The 16,706-nt window shown below is 73.3% G+C and carries 13 protein-coding genes; 6 read left to right on the forward strand and 7 right to left on the reverse strand.

Annotated elements, in window-relative coordinates; genetic code table 11:
* The first annotated feature begins 2 nt into the window (after positions 1–2).
* A complete protein-coding gene (gene glnK / locus ACFQZY_RS11350) occupies positions 3–341 on the forward strand; it encodes a P-II family nitrogen regulator (protein ID WP_377415766.1) in 339 nt (112 codons plus the stop codon).
* A 25-nt stretch (positions 342–366) separates the two neighbouring features.
* A complete protein-coding gene (locus ACFQZY_RS11355; protein ID WP_377415767.1) occupies positions 367–1,881 on the forward strand; it encodes an ammonium transporter in 1,515 nt (504 codons plus the stop codon).
* Positions 1,882–1,967: 86 nt separating this feature from the next.
* On the opposite strand, the gene ACFQZY_RS11360 is transcribed toward ACFQZY_RS11355, so the two are convergent.
* Positions 1,968–2,666, reverse strand: a complete 699-nt coding sequence (locus tag ACFQZY_RS11360) for a hypothetical protein (RefSeq protein ID WP_377415769.1) — start codon at positions 2,664–2,666, stop codon at positions 1,968–1,970.
* Between the two features lie 72 nt (positions 2,667–2,738).
* Between ACFQZY_RS11360 and ACFQZY_RS11365 the strand changes: the two genes are divergently transcribed.
* From ACFQZY_RS11365 to glcF, 3 genes are read left to right on the forward strand one after another with little or no spacing between them, the layout of a single operon-like run.
* Positions 2,739–3,647 (forward strand): SMP-30/gluconolactonase/LRE family protein, encoded by a 909-nt coding sequence (locus tag ACFQZY_RS11365; RefSeq protein WP_377415771.1) that lies wholly within the window; start codon positions 2,739–2,741, stop codon positions 3,645–3,647.
* 53 nt (positions 3,648–3,700) lie between these two features.
* The gene (glcE, locus tag ACFQZY_RS11370; RefSeq protein ID WP_377415773.1) at positions 3,701–4,786 is read left to right on the forward strand and encodes a glycolate oxidase subunit GlcE; all 1,086 of its coding nucleotides are present in this window, start codon (positions 3,701–3,703) and stop codon (positions 4,784–4,786) included.
* A 10-nt stretch (positions 4,787–4,796) separates the two neighbouring features.
* The gene (gene glcF / locus ACFQZY_RS11375; RefSeq protein WP_377415774.1) at positions 4,797–6,020 is read left to right on the forward strand and encodes a glycolate oxidase subunit GlcF; all 1,224 of its coding nucleotides are present in this window, start codon (positions 4,797–4,799) and stop codon (positions 6,018–6,020) included.
* Here glcF and ACFQZY_RS11380 read toward each other — a convergent pair.
* Positions 5,957–6,304: a DUF2917 domain-containing protein gene (locus tag ACFQZY_RS11380; RefSeq protein WP_377415776.1), complete on the reverse strand. Its 348-nt coding sequence runs from the start codon at positions 6,302–6,304 to the stop codon at positions 5,957–5,959. The two genes, glcF and ACFQZY_RS11380, sit on opposite strands and share 64 nt — an antisense overlap.
* A 192-nt stretch (positions 6,305–6,496) precedes the next feature.
* On the opposite strand from ACFQZY_RS11380, the gene ACFQZY_RS11385 reads away from it, so the two are divergent.
* Complete coding sequence (locus ACFQZY_RS11385) at positions 6,497–7,948, forward strand: PLP-dependent aminotransferase family protein (RefSeq protein ID WP_377415778.1); 1,452 nt, start codon at positions 6,497–6,499, stop codon at positions 7,946–7,948.
* Between the two features lie 51 nt (positions 7,949–7,999).
* On the opposite strand, the gene ilvB is transcribed toward ACFQZY_RS11385, so the two are convergent.
* The 5 genes from ilvB to ACFQZY_RS11410 all read right to left on the reverse strand — a co-directional run bounded on the left by ilvB (position 8,000) and on the right by ACFQZY_RS11410 (position 16,661).
* On the reverse strand, positions 8,000–9,772 hold the full coding sequence (ilvB, locus tag ACFQZY_RS11390) for a biosynthetic-type acetolactate synthase large subunit (RefSeq protein WP_377415779.1): 1,773 nt from the start codon (positions 9,770–9,772) through the stop codon (positions 8,000–8,002).
* 113 nt (positions 9,773–9,885) lie between these two features.
* Positions 9,886–12,612, reverse strand: a complete 2,727-nt coding sequence (locus ACFQZY_RS11395; protein ID WP_377415780.1) for a response regulator — start codon at positions 12,610–12,612, stop codon at positions 9,886–9,888.
* 89 nt (positions 12,613–12,701) lie between these two features.
* Complete coding sequence (locus ACFQZY_RS11400) at positions 12,702–14,012, reverse strand: M16 family metallopeptidase (protein WP_377415782.1); 1,311 nt, start codon at positions 14,010–14,012, stop codon at positions 12,702–12,704.
* Between the two features lie 73 nt (positions 14,013–14,085).
* Positions 14,086–15,159 (reverse strand): alcohol dehydrogenase, encoded by a 1,074-nt coding sequence (locus ACFQZY_RS11405; protein WP_377415784.1) that lies wholly within the window; start codon positions 15,157–15,159, stop codon positions 14,086–14,088.
* Positions 15,156–16,661, reverse strand: a complete 1,506-nt coding sequence (locus ACFQZY_RS11410) for an aldehyde dehydrogenase family protein (RefSeq protein ID WP_377415786.1) — start codon at positions 16,659–16,661, stop codon at positions 15,156–15,158. The genes ACFQZY_RS11405 and ACFQZY_RS11410 overlap by 4 nt, the downstream gene beginning before the upstream one ends.
* Positions 16,662–16,706 lie beyond the last annotated feature (45 nt).

A 16,706-nucleotide genomic window follows, 5' to 3' on the forward strand; every position in this document is an offset into this window, starting at 1 on the left:
CCATGAAACTCGTTTCCGCCATCATCAAGCCGTTCAAGCTGGACGAGGTGCGTGAAGCCCTCTCCGGCATCGGCGTGCAGGGCATCACCGTCACCGAGGTCAAGGGCTTCGGCCGCCAGAAGGGCCACACCGAGCTGTATCGCGGCGCGGAGTACGTGGTCGACTTCCTGCCCAAGGTGAAGATCGAGGCCGCCGTGGCCGACGACCTCGTCGAGCGCGTCATCGAAGCCGTCGAGGGCGCCGCCCGCACCGGCAAGATCGGCGACGGCAAGATCTTCGTCTACGACCTCGAGCAGGTCGTCCGCATCCGCACCGGCGAGACCGGCAAGGAAGCCCTCTAATCCCCCTCACGGAAAGCAAGCAACCATGAAGAAGCTTCTTGCCAGCCTGGCCCTGGGCCTGGCTTTCCTGACCGGTGGCGGCGCCGCACTGGCGCAGGCCCCCGCCGCGCCGGCCGCAGCCGCCGCCAAGGCGGAGACGGCAGCGCCCGCGGCCGCCCCCGCCGCTGCCGCCGCGACCGCACCGGCCGCCGCCGCCGAGCCTGCCAAGGCCGAGGCCGCCCCGGCGCCCACCCCCAACAAGGGCGACACGGCCTTCCTGACCGTGTCCACCCTGCTGGTGATCCTCATGACCCTGCCCGGCCTGGCCCTGTTCTACGGCGGCCTGGTGCGCAGCAAGAACATGCTGTCCGTGCTGATGCAGGTCTTCGTCGTCGCCTCGCTGGTCTACGTGCTGTGGGTCATCTACGGCTACAGCGTGGCGTTCACCGGCGGCAACGCGTTCCTGGGCGGCTTCGACAAGCTGTTCCTCAAGGGCGTGACGCCGGAGTCCGTGTCGGCCACCTTCAGCAAGGGCGTGGTCGTGCCGGAGCTGTCCTTCGTCGCCTTCCAGGCCACCTTCGCGGCCATCACCTGCGCGCTGATCGTCGGCGCCTTCGCCGAGCGCATCAAGTTCTCCGCGGTGCTGCTGTTCGTGGTGATCTGGTTCACGTTCGCCTACCTGCCGGTCGCGCACATGGTCTGGTACTGGGACGGCCCGGACGCCATCACCGACGCCGCTTCGTATGACAAGGTCGTCGCCGCCGCCGGCTGGCTGTGGGCCAAGGGCGCGCTGGACTTCGCCGGCGGCACCGTGGTGCACATCAACGCCGGTATCGCCGGCCTGGTGGGTGCCTACGTCATCGGCAAGCGCATCGGCTACGGCCGTGAGTCCCTCACGCCGCACAGCCTGACCCTGACCATGGTCGGCGCCTCGCTGCTGTGGGTGGGCTGGTTCGGCTTCAACGCCGGCTCCAACCTGGAAGCCACCGGCGTCGCCGCCCTGGCCTTCGTGAACACCCTGGTCGCCACCGGCGCCGCCACCCTGTCCTGGATCGCCGGCGAGGCGCTGTCCAAGGGCAAGGCCTCGATGCTGGGTGCCGCCTCCGGCGCCGTCGCCGGCCTGGTGGTGATCACCCCGGCCGCCGGCTTCGTCGGCCCGATGGGCGCCATCGTGATGGGCCTGATCGCCGGCCTGGTGTGCCTGTGGGGCGTCAACGGCCTCAAGCGCATGCTCGGCGCCGACGACTCCCTGGACGTGTTCGGCGTCCACGGCGTGGGCGGCATCCTGGGTGCGCTGCTGACCGGCGTGTTCGCCGCGCCCTCCCTGGGCGGCACCGGCATCTACGACTACGTCGCCAACAAGGTCGGCGAGGAGTACTCGATCGCCTCCCAGGTCTGGATCCAGTTCCAGGGCGTGATCACCACCGTGATCTGGTCGGCCGTCGTCTCCTTCGTGGCCTACAAGGTGGTGGACCTCCTGGTCGGCCTGCGCGTCTCCGAAGAGGAAGAGCGCGAAGGCCTGGACATCAGCAGCCACGGCGAGACCGCCTACCACCGCTGATCCCTCCTGCCAGGACCCGGTTTCTCCAAGCCTCCAAGGCCCGCTTCGGCGGGCCTTTTTTTCGTGCGTTGCCTGCCGCGCCGGCCTCAGGCGGCGGGGGCGGCGCCGGCGGCCGTGGGCAGCGTCAGCACCAGGCGGTCGCCGTCGCTTTCCAGGCCGATGCCCTCTGAGCGCGCCAGCGCCTCGAGCTCCTCGCGGCGCAGCGGCCGGTAGGCCGGGGGCGTGTCCATGCCGGCCGAGCCCTCGCCGGGGGCCAGCGCCAGCGCCAGCCGCGCGAGCCCCGGCTCCACCTGTGCGCGCAGGCGCACGTCGGCCGGCGCGCCCGCGCGGTCGGTGAGCCACAGCAGGCAGGCCGGCAGCAGGTAGCGCAGGCCGGCGCGGGCCACCGGGCTGTCCGCGCCCGCGGTCTCGTCGTGCAGCGTGAAGCCGCGAAAGCCCAGGCTGCCCCGCAGCAGGGCGACTGTCTCGGCGACGGCCTCGTGCAGCGCCCGTGTGCCGGGCTCGGGGGCGAGCCAGGCGATCAGGTCGAGGCTGGACTGCACCGCCGCGCGCGACGCGTCCACCAGCCGGGTCACGCCCTCGCGCAGCGCCGGCAGCTCGGGCGCGGGCGCGGCGATGCGCCGCTCCAGCACGCCGCCCACCATGGCGATCGGCTGCAGGTGCGCCACGGCCTCGTGGCGCAGCGACGGCGCCAGGCGCCGCAGCAGGGCGTGGCGCGCGGCCTCCACGCGCAGCGCGTCGTCGTTGCCGGAGGGGACAGGGGAGGGGGCGGGGCGGTCGGTCATCGTGGAACAATCCCGGGGCCATGTTAAGCGCCGGCCTGCGCGCGCCGGTGTGCACAATCCACGCCTTTGCCCATGAACACGCATCCCTGGAACTCCCTGCCCGCGTCGCCCGACGCGCTGGGCGAATCGCCGTTCTGGCACCCCGCCGAACGCAGGCTGTACTGGGTCGACACGCCGGGCGCCCGGGTGCGCCGGGCCGACCCCGCCACCGGCGAGGTGCAGGACTGGGCGATGCCCTCGGAGCCGGGATGCATCGCGCCGGCGCGCTCCGGCGGCCTGGTCATCGCCCTGCGTGACGGCATCTGGCGCGCCCGCGCCTGGGGCGGCGCCCTGGAGCGCCTGGCCCCCGCGCCGCACGACACCGCCACCATGCGCTTCAACGACGGCAAGGCCGATCCCCTGGGCCGCTTCTGGGCCGGCAACCTCTACGAGCCCAAGGACCAGGCCGCGGCCGCCCTGTACTGCCTGGAAGGCGGCGCGCTGCGCCGCATGGCGGGCGGGGCCACCACCGCCAACGGCCTGGCCTTCGCGCCCGACGCCCGCACCGTGTACTGGGCCGACACCCCCGCCCACACCGTGCGCGCCTGGGACTGGGACGCCGCCGCCAACACGCTCTCGGGCGAGCGCGAGTTCCTGCGCTTTCCCGCCAAGCCCGCCGGCTGGCAGCCCGGTGACGCGGGCTACGGCGGCCGCCCCGACGGCGCGGCCGTCGACGCCGAGGGCAACTACTGGTGCGCGATGTTCGAAGGCGCGCGCCTGCTGCAGTTCTCGCCGCAGGGCCGGCTGCTGCGGGACCTCGCGGTGCCCGCGCGCTGCCCCACGATGCCCTGCTTCGGCGGGGACGACCTGCGCACCCTCTACCTCACCAGCGCCCGCAAGGGCCGCCCCGCCGGCGAGCTGGCCGAGCTCCCGCTGTCCGGCCGCGTGCTGTGGCTGCGGGTCGACGTCCCCGGCCGGCCGGTGGACTTCGCCGACGCCTGACACCTGTTTCCCCTCGGGTGCGGCCGGGGCCGCGCCGCTTACCATCTCGCCCCATGGAACCCGCCCTGCTCGCCCTCACCGACCGCATCCGCGCCGCCGCCGCCGCGCGCCAGCCGCTTCGCATCCGGGGCGGCGGCAGCAAGGACTTCTACGGCGAGCCCGGCGCGCCGGGCGAGGTGCTCTCCACCCGCGAGCTCACCGGCATCGTCAGCTACGAGCCCAGCGAGCTGGTGGTCACCGTGCGCGCCGGCACGCCGCTGGCCGAACTGGAGGCCGCGCTCGCCGCGCAGGGCCAGTGCCTGCCGTTCGAGCCGCCCCACTTCGGCGGCGGCGCCACCGTCGGCGGCATGGTGGCCGCGGGCCTGTCGGGCCCGGCGCGCGCCAGCGTCGGCTCGGTGCGTGACTACGTGCTCGGCGCCACCCTGGTCAATGGCCGGGGCGAGGTGCTGGTGTTCGGCGGCCAGGTGATGAAGAACGTGGCCGGCTATGACGTCTCTCGCCTGCTCGCCGGCTCCATGGGCACGCTGGGCCTGGTCGCCGAGGTGAGCCTCAAGGTGCTGCCCGTCGCGCCCGCCGAGGCCACGCTGCGCTTCGAGATGAAGCAGCAGGAGGCGCTGGACCGCCTCAACGCCTGGGGCGGCCGCCCGCTGCCGCTGAACGCCAGCGATTGGGTCGTCGACAACGGCGTGCCCACCCTGTACCTGCGCCTGCGCGGCGCGGTCGCCGCGGTCCAGGCCGCCTGCCGCAGCCTGGGCGGCGAGCGCGTCGAGGCGGTGGCCGAGGACTGGGCCGCCACCCGCGACCTGAAGCTGCCCTGGTTCGCCGAGCGCGGCGCCCGCGACCTCTGGCGCCTGTCCGTGCCGCAGACCGCGCCCGTGCTCGACCTGCCCGAGGACCCGCTGGTGCAGTGGCACGGCGGCCAGCGCTGGGTGCGCGCCGAGCCGGGCCAGGCCGCGCGCCTGCGCGCCGCGGCCCGGGCCGCGGGCGGCAGCGCCACGCTGTTCCTGCCGGCCGACGCCCAGGCCACTGGCCGCTTCGCGCCGCTGGCCGCGCCCCTGGACCGCATCCACCGTGAACTCAAGCGCGAGTTCGATCCCGCCGGGATCCTCAACCCCGGCCGCCTGTACCCCGATTTCTGAGACGCACCGCATGCAAACCCAGCTCTCGCCCGAGTTCCAGGGCACGCCCGAAGGCCAGGAGGCGGAAGCCATCCTGCGCAAGTGCGTGCATTGCGGCTTCTGCACCGCCACCTGCCCCACCTACCAGCTGTTCGGCGACGAGCTGGACGGGCCGCGCGGCCGCATCTACCTGATCAAGCAGGTCCTCGAGGGCGCGCCGCCCACCGAGAAGACCCAGCTGCACCTGGACCGCTGCCTGACCTGCCGCAACTGCGAGAGCACCTGCCCCAGCGGCGTGCAGTACGGCCACCTGGTGGACATCGGCCGCAAGCTGGTCGACGAGCGCGTGCCGCGCCCCCTGGGCCAGCGCGCGCTGCGCTGGGCGCTGAAGGAGGGCCTGTCCTCCCCGCTGTTCGGCCCGGCGATGAAGATGGGGCAGAAGGTCCGCGGCCTGCTGCCCGCGGCCCTGAAGAAAAAGGTGCCCGCGCCGCAACCGGCCGGTGACTGGCCGTCGCGCAAGCACGCGCGCCAGGTGCTGATGCTCGCCGGCTGCGTGCAGCCCTCGATGGCCCCCAACATCAACACCGCCACCGCCCGCGTGCTCGATGCCGCCGGCGTGCAGGTGGTGGTGGCGCCGACCGCCGGCTGCTGCGGCGCGGTCCGGTTCCACCTGAACGACCAGGACGGCGGCAAGGCCCAGATGCGCGCCAACATCGACGCCTGGTGGCCCTACGTCGAGTCGGGCCAGGTCGAGGCCATCGTCATGAATGCCTCGGGCTGCGGCGTCACGGTCAAGGAGTACGGCCATGTGCTGCGGGACGACCCGGCCTATACCGACAAGGCCCGCCGCATCAGCGAGCTCACCCGGGACCTGAGCGAGCTGCTGCCCTCGCTGGTGCCCGCGCTCAAGGGCCGGGTGAAGGCCGACGCGCGCCTGCTCGCCTACCACCCGCCCTGCACCCTGCAGCATGGCCAGAAGCTGCGCGGCGGCGTCGAGCAGTGGCTCGGCGAGCTGGGCTTCACCGTGCGCGTGGCGGCCAACGAGTCGCACTTGTGCTGCGGCTCGGCCGGCACCTACTCGGTCCTGCAGCCCGGCACCTCCGAGCAGCTGCGGGACCGCAAGCTGGGCCACCTCGGCGCCTTGCAGCCGGCGGCCATCGTCTCGGCCAACATCGGCTGCATCACCCACCTTCAGAGCGGCACCGAGACCCCGGTGCGGCACTGGGTCGAGGTGCTGGACGAAGCGCTGGCCTGAGAGGCTGAAGGGCGCGCGGCCGCCTGACGCGGCGGCGCTGCCGCGGTCGCCGCCTGCGGCGCCTCCAGAACGAAGCGCGCGGCCTCGCCCCGGTCGGCCTCGACCACGGTGCGCGCGCCGTCCAGGCGCAGCGCCTCGCCGGCCTGCAGGAAGTGGTCGGCCGCATCCCCCGAGCGCGTCAGCCAGACCCGCCCGCGCAGCACGCGCAGCACGGTGCCGGCCGCTGCGCGCAGCGTCAGCGGGCGGCCGGGAGGCAGGGTCTGCAGGAAGTCGTGGGCGGACATGGCGGGCTCCTTGGCGGGGCATGGGGGAGCCTTCACTGTCGGCGCTGCGGGCCGCGGGCGACAGGCACAGGCCGGCGCCTTGTGCGCCGGGCCACCCCATCCAGCCGGCCGGACTGTTCGTCCGGATCCGGGCCGATCTGTACCGGTCCTTCCCTTCAAATGCGACCGCCGATTCGACACAATGAACCGGCCATGGACGCCGCCGCCCCCGTCACTGCCGCCGACCTGCCCCTGTACGCCCAGATCGGCCAGCGCATGGCCGGCCTGATCGACGAGCGCGTCTTCAAGGCCGGCCAGAAGCTGCCCTCGGTGCGCGACATCGCCGCGCACAACGGCGTGTCCATCGCCACCGCGGTGCAGGCCTTCCGCTGGCTGGAGGAGCGCCACCTCGTCACCGCCCGGCCCAAGTCGGGCTACTTCGTCACGCCGCGCAGCCGCGGGCCCGCGCTGCCCGCCATGAGCCGGCCGCCGCGCCACAGCCTGGCGGTGGACCGCGCCAGCCGCGCCGACCTGCTCAACGCCCAGGCCAGCGTGCAGGGCGTGAGCTTCGGCGGCGCCTGCCCCAAGGACCCGGTGTTCTTCGACGAATCCCGCGTGCGCATCGCGGTGCAGCGGGCCACCCGCGTGCACCGCCACACCCTGGTCGAATACAGCGACGCGCCCGGGACCCCGGCGCTGCGCGAGGCGGTGGCGCGGCGCGCCCTGCACATGGGGTGCCAGCTCGCCGCCGAGGACATCGTCATCACCGCCGGCTGCATCCATGCGGTGGGCCTGTGCCTGCAGGCGGTGACGAAGCCGGGCGACATCGTGGCGCTGGAGTCGCCCACGCACTTCGGCTTTCTGGACCTGCTCGAGTCGCTGAACCTGCGCGCGCTGGAGATCCCCACCCACCCGCGCGACGGCCTGTCGCTGCAGGCGCTGCAGCTGGCGCTGGACACGCAGCCGGTGAAGGCGGTGCTGGCGGTGCCCACGCTGTCCAACCCCCTGGGCACGGTGATGCGCCATGCCGACAAGCGCGCCCTGGTGGAGATGCTGGCCGCGCGCGAGGTGCCCCTGATCGAGGACGTGATCTTCAACGACCTGCTCGCCTCCGACGAGCGCCGCAAGGCCGCCAAGGCCTTCGACACCGGCGGCTGGGTGATGCTGTGCGGCTCCTTCTCCAAGACCGTGGCGCCCGGCATGCGCCTGGGGTGGGTGGAGGGCGGGCGCTGGAAGGACACCGTGGCCCGCCTCAAGCGGGTGCAGGGCGTGCCCACCAACCCGGTGCTGGAGCATGCGCTGGCCGACCTGCTCACGCAGGGCAGCCACGAGGCCCGCCTGCGCCGCCTGAGCGCGCAGATGAAGGAGCGCCTGGGGGAGGCGCGCCGCATCGTCAGCGAGTCCTTCCCGCGCGGCACGCGGGTCAGCGCGCCGTGGACCGGCTACACGCTGTGGGTCGAGCTGCCCGAGGGCTTCGACACCATGCGGCTGTTCGAGGCCTGCCGCGCCGAGGGGATCATCTTCGGGCCGGGCTCGCTGTTCACCGCGACGGACCGCTTCGGCCACTGCCTGCGACTGAGCTTCGCCGGCACCTGGGGGGACGCCGAGCGCCGCGGGCTGGCGCGCATCGGCGAGCTGGCGCGGACGATGGGGCCGCGGCGCTGAGGCCTGGCGCTGAGGCCCGGCGCTGAAGCCTGGCGCGCCCGGTCCCGGCGCTCAGTCCTCCCGGTACCAGTGCCCGTCCGCCAGCAGGATCTCGTGGTGGCCGCGGCCCGCGGGCATCATCGGGTAGCAGTTCTCCTGCGCGGCGACGCGCACATCCAGGAAGTAGGGGCCTTCCCAGGCCAGGCACTGCGCCAGCGCCCCGGCCAGGTCCTCGGGCCGCTCCACCACGCCTGCGCCCCAGCCGAAGGCCCGCGCCAGCGCCACGAAGTCGGGCAGGGCGGCGTTCCAGCTGTGGCTCAGGCGGTTGCCGTGGATCAGTTCCTGCCACTGGCGCACCATGCCCATGTAGCCGTTGTTCGAGAGCACCACCTTCACCGGCGCGCGGTGCTGCATGGCGGTGGACAGCTCCTGGATGTTCATCAGGATCGAGGCGTCGCCGCTGACGCAGACCGCCAGCGCGCCCGGGTGCGCCACCTGCGCGCCGATCGCCGCCGGCAGGCCGTAGCCCATGGTGCCCGCGCCGCCCGAGGTGAGCCAGCGCCGGGGCCGGTCGAAGCGCAGGTACTGGGCGGCCCACATCTGGTGCTGGCCGACGTCGGTGGAGACGATGGCGTCGCGCCCGGCCAGCTGACGCTGCAGCTCGGACATCAGGCGCTGCGGCAGGATCTGGCCCGGCGCCTCGCGCAAGGCCAGGCAGTCCTGCGCGCGCCAGCGGCCGATGCGGGCCCACCAGTCGCCGCGGTCCGGCGCCGGCCCCGCGGGCAGGTGGGGCGCCAGGGCCGCGAGCACCTCGCCGCAGTCGCCGGCCAGGGCCACGTCCACCGGCACCACCTTGTTGATGTTGCCGGGGTGGATGTCGATGTGGACCTTGCGCGCGCCGGGGCAGAAGTCGGCCAGGCGGCCGGTGATGCGGTCGTCGAAGCGCGCGCCCACGCAGACCACCAGGTCGGCATGGTGCATGGCCAGGTTGGCCTCCAGCGTGCCGTGCATGCCCAGCATGCCCAGGAAGCGCGGGTCCGAGCCGGGGAAGGCGCCCAGGCCCATCAGGGTGAGGGTGGTGGGCAGGTCCCAGGCCCGGGCGAGGGCGGTGAAGGCCTCGCAGGCCGCCGGCCCGGCGTTCACCAGGCCGCCGCCGCCGTACAGCACCGGGCGCCTGGCGCCGGCGATCAGTTCGGCGGCGCGGCGCAGGTCGGCCTCGGCCGGCAGGGCGGGGCGCGCCGCCGGCGGGGCGGGGGTGGCGGGCGAGGGCTCGTCCACGCGCTGCAGCTGCACGTCCTTCGGCACGTCGATCAGCACCGGGCCGGGGCGGCCCGACAGCGCGGTGTGGACCGCGGTGCGCACCGCCTGCGCCACGTCGTTGGCATGCCAGGGCTGGCAGTTCCACTTGGTCACCGGCCGCGACATGCCCAGGGCGTCGCTCTCCTGGAAGGCCTGCGTGCCGATCACCGAGGTCGCCACCTGGCCGCTGATGCACAGCACCGGGATCGAGTCGCTGATCGCGTCGAGCAGGCCGGTCATGGTGTTGCCCACGCCCGGCCCCGAGGTCACCAGCACCACCCCCAGGCGGCCGGTGCTACGGGCATAGCCCTGCGCGGCGTGGACCGCGGCCTGCTCATGGCGCACGAGGATGTGGCGGATCGCGGGCTGGCCGTGCAGCGCGTCATACAGGGGCAGCGCGGCGCCGCCGGGGTAGCCGAAGATCGTGTCCACGCCGCAGGCCACCAGGGTGTCGAGGAGGGTTTCGGCGCCGTTGCGGGAGCGGGCCGCGGGCGTGGCGGGCGGGGCCGCCGGGCGGTCGAGTTCTTGCTGTTCCATGGAGAGCATTGTTCGCCCGGCCGCGCAGAAAGGGCTTCGGAAACGCGTCATGCATCCGGACGGACTCCGAAAATCATTCGGCGATTCCGCCGAAATCCGGATGGATGACCGCGCAAGGCGGCTTATCCGGAAAAACCTCCGGCGCCGGGCCGCGGCTTGAGCCACGCCAGCATGGTCCCGTAGAACTGCTCGGGCTTGCAGGGCTTGGGGATGAAGTCGTTCATGCCCGCCTCCAGGCAGCGGATGCGGTCCTCGGCGAAGGCGTTGGCCGTCATGGCCACCACGGGGATGCCGGCCAGCCCGGGCATGCGGCGCAGGCGACGCGTCGCCTCGAGCCCGTCCACGCGGGGCATCTGCATGTCCATGAGGATCAGGTCGTAGGGGGCTGCGCGCGCCATCTCCAGGGCCTCTTCGCCGTCGCAGGCCAGGTCCACCAGCAGGCCGGCCTCCTTCAGGCGGATGCTGGTCAGCTCGCGGTTGATCGGGTCGTCGTCCGTGACCAGCACGCGGGCGCCGGCGCAGCGCGCGCGCAGGGCCAGCTCGCCGTCTTCCCAGGCCTGTTCGGGCGGGGCCGCCACCTCGCCGGCGGCCTTGCGAAGCCGCACCGTGAACCAGAAGGTGCTGCCCTGGCCCGGCGTGCTCGAGGCCCCGGCCTCGCCGCCCATGAGGTTGGCCAGGCGCTGCGTGATGGCCAGGCCCAGGCCGGTGCCGCCATGCTGGCGGGTGATGGAGTTGTCGGCCTGCTCGAACGCGGCGAACAGGCGGTCCAGGTCCGCCGGGGCGATGCCGGGGCCGGTGTCGGCCACCTCGAAGCGCACCTGCACGCCCTCGTCGTCCTCCGCCGCCAGCAGGGCGCGCAGGGTGACCTTGCCGCGGTGCGTGAACTTGATCGCGTTACCCGCGTAATTGAGCAGGCACTGCTGCACGCGGGTGGCGTCGCCGCACAGGTTGGGGGGCAGGGCCTGCACCTCGCTGGCCAGCTCGAGCTGCTTGGCCGCGGCGCGGTCCTGCAGCATGGAGACCACGTTGGCGATGACCGCGCCGACCTGCATCGGCTGGTCGTCCAGCACGAACTTTCCGGCGTCGATCTTCGACAGGTCCAGCACGTCGTTCACCACCGACAGCAGGTGTTCCGCGGCCGTTTCGATCTTGTCCAGGCGGGCACGCTGGTCGAGCTCCAGGCCGCGCCGGCGCATCAGCTGCGCCATGCCGGTGATGGCATTGAGCGGGGTGCGGATCTCGTGGCTGATGTTGGCGAGGAAGGAGCCCTTGGCCGCGTTCTCCGCGACGGCCCGGGCCTTCTGCTGCTCGAGCCGCTCCAGGGTCTCGTGCTCCTCGCTGGCGTCCTCGATGATGGTCAGCACCAGGCCGGCGGCCTCGCCTGGGTTGAGCGCCTGCATCCGGAAGCGGAACCAGCGCCGCGTCCCGTCCTTGCGCACCAGGGGCATCTCGCGCGAGCTCGTGCCCTCGGCGGCCAGGGCCTCGCGGACCTCGGCGCCCACGGCGAGGAATTCCTCCTCGCTGCCGTACCAGGGGCGCGTGACCTGGTCCTGCAGCTCGCCGGCGTCGTACCCGAGCAGCTCCTCGAGCTTGCGGTTGCAGCTGACCACCCGGCGCTGGCGGCTGACCAGGATGCCCACCGGCGCATGATCGAACAGGGCCTGCAGCTCCTGGTTCGCCACCTCCAGCTCGGCCTGGTAGGCCTGCAGGCGGGCCTGGCTCTCGCGCAGCTCCTGCGTGCGCGCGGCGACCTCGCTCTCCAGGCGGGTATTGCGTTCCTGGACCAGCCGGGCCACCTCGTGCTCGGCCGTCATGTCGCGGAAGACCAGCACCACGCCGGTGATCTGGCCGTCCAGGTTGCGGATCGGGGCGGCGCTGTCGGCGATGGGCCGCTCGACGCCGTCGCGCGCCACCAGCACCGTGTGGTTCGCCAGGCCGCGCACCTCGCCGGTCGCCAGCGCCTCCTGCACCGGGATGGGCGCGGGCTCGCGGGTGTGCTCGTTGATGATGCGGAACACCGTGGCGATCGGCCGGCCCCGGGCTTCCTCGGCGCTCCAGCCCGTCATCGCCTCGGCCACCGGGTTCATGTGGACCAGGCAGGCCCCGGTGTCGGTGGCGATCACGCCGTCGCCGATGGACAGCAGCGTCGCCTGCAGGCTGCGCTCGCTGCGCGCCAGGGCCTGGCGGCTGGCTTCCGTCAGCCCCAGTTGCCGGCGGATCAGGACGTAGGTGGCCGCCAGCAGCGCCAGCACCAGGACGGCCGAGGCCGCGCTCCCGGCCACCACGAGGCGCTGGCGGCTCTGGCGCAGCTCCTGGCGCTCCCGCAGGAGGCGCCGTTCCTCGCCCATCATCGCGTCGAGGATCCCGGCGGCGGCCTGGCGGGTCTGCGCCAGCGGCAGGGTCTGCACGTGCGCGTTGGCCGCCTCGGCGCCGGCGGACCGGCGCACGGCCTCCACCTCGCGGCTGATGGCCAGGCGCTGGGCGATGATTGCGCGCAGCGTCGCGAGCCGGTCTTCCTGCGCCGGGTTGTCGCGGACCAGGGCCTCGACCTGCGCCAGTGACCGCTCGCGGGCATCGGCGAGGCGGTCGCGCTCCTCGATCCGGGCGGGGTCCCCGGACACCCGGAAGCCCTGCGTGGCGAGCTCGATGCGCACGGTGTCGAGCTGGATCCGCCCGAGGTGGTCCAGCACCTCGTAGGTGTGGTTCACCCACTTCGCGGCGTCGGCGGCGTCGGCCGCCACCTTCCAGGTGACGCCGGCCAGGCCGGCAATGAGAACCGCGACGATCCCGAAGATGGCCAGCACCTTGCGCTGGAATCCCCGCAGCTCGAGCGGCAGCAGTTCACTCATGTGTGACTCCGTCCGGCTGGCAGCCCCGGCAGGGCTCCCCGGGCCGGGCTGCCCATCTTACGGAATACGGCGGCGCTGAAGAAGCGCTTTCAGGCGCCCAGGCGCAGGCGCTCCTGGACCTCGCGGGCGGCGCGGGCGGTCGCGCCGGCCCCCACCAGCACCGTCGCCGGCGGGTGGGCCCGCATCGCCTCGAAGGCCTGGCGCAGCGCTTCGGGGCCGATGGCGTCCACCGATTCGATCGCCTCGCGCACGGTGAAGGTGCCGCCGCCGGCCCAGAGCTGGTCGACGCAGCGCTGCAGCATGCGCAGGGGCCGTTCGGCCGTGCGCACCAGGCCCACGCGGACCTGGTTGCGCGCGCGTTCGAAGTCCACCGGCGCGATGCCCTGCGCATGCACGGCCATCAGGCGCGCGAGCTCCCGCGTGAAGGCCTCGACCTTGTCGGGGGTGGTGGTGGCGTCGACCATGAACACGCCGTGCAGGTCGCCGACCTCGGCGGCCGCGCCCACCGAGTAGGCCAGGCCCAGGCGTTCGCGCACGGCGTCCACCAGCGGCGCACTCATGCCGCCGCCGAACAGCGTGGCCGCGAGGCTGGCCAGGTGCGGGTGCTCGGCGCGGCTGGCGGTGGGCCAGGCCACGTTCACCCAGGTCTGCGAGATTCCGGGCAGGCGCCGGGCCTTGGCCTGGCCGCGGTGCGCCGGGGCGCGCGGCGGGGTGCGGCCGGGGGCCTCGCCCGCCGCCGCGGCGGCGAACAGGCGGGCGGCCTGGGCCAGGAAGGCGTCGACGTCGAAGTGGCCGGCGCAGGCCACCACGATGCGGGGCGCGCGGTAGTGCGCGCCGACATGGGCCACCAGGTCGTCGCGGGTGATCGCGCCGATGGTCCCGGGCGTGCCGATGATGGGCCGGCCCATGGGGTGGTCGCCCCACAGCGCGGCGTCCAGCAGCTGGTAGGACAGCTGCTGCGGGTCCTCGTCGTACTCGGTGGCCTCCTGCAGGATCACGTCGCGCTCGCGCTCGATCTCGTCCGCCGGGAAGGTGCTGGCCAGCACGATGTCCGCCAGCAGCTCCAGCATCTGCGGCGCGTGCTCGCCCAGGCCCTCGAGGTAGTAGCAGGTGGCGTCCTTGTCGGTGTAGGCGTTGAGGTCCGCGCCGAGCGACTCGGCGGCCAGGTTGATCGCCTGCACCGTGCGCGTGGCCGTGCCCTTGAAGGCCATGTGCTCCAGGAAGTGGCTCACCCCGGCCTGGGCCGCCGCCTCGTCGCGCGAGCCGGCGCGCACGAAGATGGCGACGCTGGCGCTGGCCAGCTGCGGCATGGGCACCGCCAGCAGGGTCAGGCCGTTGGGCAGGGTCTCGAAGCGGGGCGAGGGGGCGGCCCGGGCGGGGGCGTTCGGGGAGGAGGGCACGCGCGCAGGGGGAAGTGGCGAACGGCCCCGATTTTCCCGCATCCGCGCGCGGTCCGTGCCGCCGCGCGGGAACTCAGGGCGTCAGCACCACCCGGCCCACCGTGCGGCGGGCCTCGAGGTCGTCGATCGCCTCGTTCACCTCCCGCATCGGCCGCGTGCCCACCGGCAGGGGCTGCATGCGGCCCTCGTTGGCGAAGGCCACCAGGGCCTTGAGCTCGTCGAGCGTGCCCACATGCGAGCCGCGGAGGGTGAGGTTGCGCGGCGACAGCAGCGGCAGCGGCACCTCCAGGCTGCCCCCCATCATGCCCACGATGACGATCACCGAACCCTTGACGCTGACGGCCATCGCCAGCGCCGCGGTCTCGCTGGAGCCGACGAAGTCGATGATCCCGCGGATCGGCCCGCCCGCCGCCGCCTTGAGCGCCGATGCCGTGTCCGGCGTGCGCGAGTCGAAGGTGATGCCCGCGCCCTGGCGCCGCGCCGCCTCCAGCTTGGCCGGGTCGATGTCGGCCACCACGGTGGTCGCCTGAGTCACCTGCGGCGCGACCGACAGGCAGGCCAGCCCCAGGCCGCCGGCGCCGATGACCAGGAGGCGGTCGGTCGGCCGCATCGGCGGCATCTTCTTGAGGGCGCCGTAGGCGGTGAGGCCGGAGCAGGCGAAGGTCGCCGCCAGGCGCAGGTCCAGCGCGCCGGTGGGCACCAGGTAGCGTGCCTTGGGCACCAGCACGTGGTCGCTGAAGCCGCCATCGCCCTTGGCGCCCAGGCTGCGCTGGGCTTCGCAGTCGGTGTCGCGCTCCTCCTGGCAGGCCTCGCAGCGACCGCAGCCTATCCAGGGGTAGACCACCACCCGCGTGCCCACCGCCAGCCCCTGTACCTCGGGGCCGACCTCGGCCACCGTGCCGGCGATCTCGTGGCCCAGGGTCATGGGCAGCTTGGCGCCGTATTGCGCCGCGGTCAGGCGCTTGCCGCCGCCCAGGTCGAAGTAGCCGTCACGCAGGTGGATGTCGCTGTGGCACACGCCCGCGGCCTCCACCTTGACCAGCACCTCCTGCCCTTGCGGCCGGGGCCGTTCGCGCAGGCGCAGCTGCAGGGGCTTGCCCCATTCGACCAGCTGGTAGCTTTCCATGGTCTGCATGGCGGCGCTCATGCGAGATTCACCACCACGGATTTCGTCTGCAGGTAGTGGTCCATGTGCTCGGTGCCGGACTCGCGCCCGTAGCCGGACATCTTGTAGCCGCCAAAGGGAATGGCCGGGTCGATCTGCAGGTAGCAGTTGATCCACACCGTGCCGTTGCGAAGCGCGCCGGCCATGCGGTGGGCGCGGCCGATGTCGCGGGTCCATACGCCCGAGCCCAGGCCGTAGGGCGTGTCATTGGCGCGGCGCACCACTTCCTCCTCGGTGTCGAAGGGCATGGCGCTGAGCACCGGGCCGAAGATCTCCTCGCGCACGATGCGCATGCGCTCGTCGGCGTCGGCGAACACGGTGGGCTGCACGAAGCAGCCGCGCCCCAGCGCGCCCTCGGTGAGGCGGCGCCCGCCGGTGATGGTGCGGGCGCCTTCGCGCGGGCCGGCATCGAGGAAGCCGGCAACCTTGTCCAGCTGCTCGGGGGAGGCCAGCGGGCCCAGCTCGGTTGCACGGTCCAGGGGGGAGCCGATCTTCAGCCGGCTGCCGATGTCGGCCACGCGCTGCACGAACTCCTCATAGATCCCGCGCTGCACGAACAGCCGGCTGCCGGCCACGCACAGCTGCCCGCAGTTGGCGAAGATGGCCGCCGCCGCGCCGGCCGCGGCGGCCTCGACGTCGGCATCGGCGAAGACGATGTCGGGCGACTTGCCCCCCAGCTCCAGGGACAGCCGCTTCACGTTGCCGGCGGAGGCGCGCACGATGGCCTGGCCGGTCTCGGTGGAGCCGGTGAAGGCGACCTTGTCCACGCCGGGGTGGGCGGCCAGCGCGGCGCCGGGTTCGCCGTCGCCGGTGACCACGTTCAGCACGCCGTCGGGAAAGCCCGCCTCCTGGATCAATTCCGCGAGCCGGATCGATGACAGGCTGGCCTGCTCCGCCGGCTTGAGCACCAGGGTGCAGCCGGCGGCCAGCGCCGGCGCGATCTTCCACACCGCCTGGGTGGTCGGCCCGTTCCAGGGCGTGATCGCGCCGACCACGCCCACGGGCTCCTTGGTCGTGTACGACAGGAAGGACCCGGGCAGCGAGTTCTCGATGGTCTGGCCCTGCAGCGCGGTGGCCAGGCCGGCGTAGAAGCGGATCATGCCCACCACGCGGTTGCGATTGAGCGTGCTGCGGGAGATCGGCATGCCCATGTCGAGCGTGTCGAGCATGGCGAAGTCATCGTAGTGCGCCTCCACCAGGTCGGCGAACCGCAGCAGCAGGCGCTGGCGTTCAAACGGCTTGGCGCGGTTCCAGCCATTCTCGAAGGCTCGGCGCGCGGCGGTGACGGCGGCGTCCACATCGGCGGCGCTGCCGCGAGCCAGGCGCGCCAGCACCTCCCCGGTGGCCGGGTCGGCGGTCTCGAAGGTCCGGCCCGACAGCGAGGGCACCCAGCGCCCGCCAATGAGCAGGCGCTTGTCCTCGCGGGAAGTGACGAGGGCAGGGCGGGGCAGCGCGCCCGCCGTGGAGTCAGCAGGAGAAAGCATGAGCGATCCTAGTGACGCCTCCGCGCCGCGCACAAGTCAGATTTG

Source organism: Ramlibacter sp. GCM10027632, from assembly GCF_042675325.1.
Taxonomy (GTDB): domain Bacteria; phylum Pseudomonadota; class Gammaproteobacteria; order Burkholderiales; family Burkholderiaceae_C; genus Ramlibacter.

Coding starts and splice junctions, on each gene's coding strand:
- ACFQZY_RS11360 (WP_377415769.1), bottom strand. CDS start 2,666: ATGACCGACCGCCCCGCCCCCTCCCCTGTCCCCTCCGGCAACGACGAC.
- ACFQZY_RS11410 (WP_377415786.1), bottom strand. CDS start 16,661: ATGCTTTCTCCTGCTGACTCCACGGCGGGCGCGCTGCCCCGCCCTGCC.
- ACFQZY_RS11380 (WP_377415776.1), bottom strand. CDS start 6,304: ATGTCCGCCCACGACTTCCTGCAGACCCTGCCTCCCGGCCGCCCGCTG.
- ACFQZY_RS11395 (WP_377415780.1), bottom strand. CDS start 12,612: ATGAGTGAACTGCTGCCGCTCGAGCTGCGGGGATTCCAGCGCAAGGTG.
- ACFQZY_RS11385 (WP_377415778.1), top strand. CDS start 6,497: ATGGACGCCGCCGCCCCCGTCACTGCCGCCGACCTGCCCCTGTACGCC.
- ilvB (WP_377415779.1), bottom strand. CDS start 9,772: ATGCTCTCCATGGAACAGCAAGAACTCGACCGCCCGGCGGCCCCGCCC.
- ACFQZY_RS11405 (WP_377415784.1), bottom strand. CDS start 15,159: ATGAGCGCCGCCATGCAGACCATGGAAAGCTACCAGCTGGTCGAATGG.
- glnK (WP_377415766.1), top strand. CDS start 3: ATGAAACTCGTTTCCGCCATCATCAAGCCGTTCAAGCTGGACGAGGTG.
- glcF (WP_377415774.1), top strand. CDS start 4,797: ATGCAAACCCAGCTCTCGCCCGAGTTCCAGGGCACGCCCGAAGGCCAG.
- ACFQZY_RS11355 (WP_377415767.1), top strand. CDS start 367: ATGAAGAAGCTTCTTGCCAGCCTGGCCCTGGGCCTGGCTTTCCTGACC.
- glcE (WP_377415773.1), top strand. CDS start 3,701: ATGGAACCCGCCCTGCTCGCCCTCACCGACCGCATCCGCGCCGCCGCC.
- ACFQZY_RS11365 (WP_377415771.1), top strand. CDS start 2,739: ATGAACACGCATCCCTGGAACTCCCTGCCCGCGTCGCCCGACGCGCTG.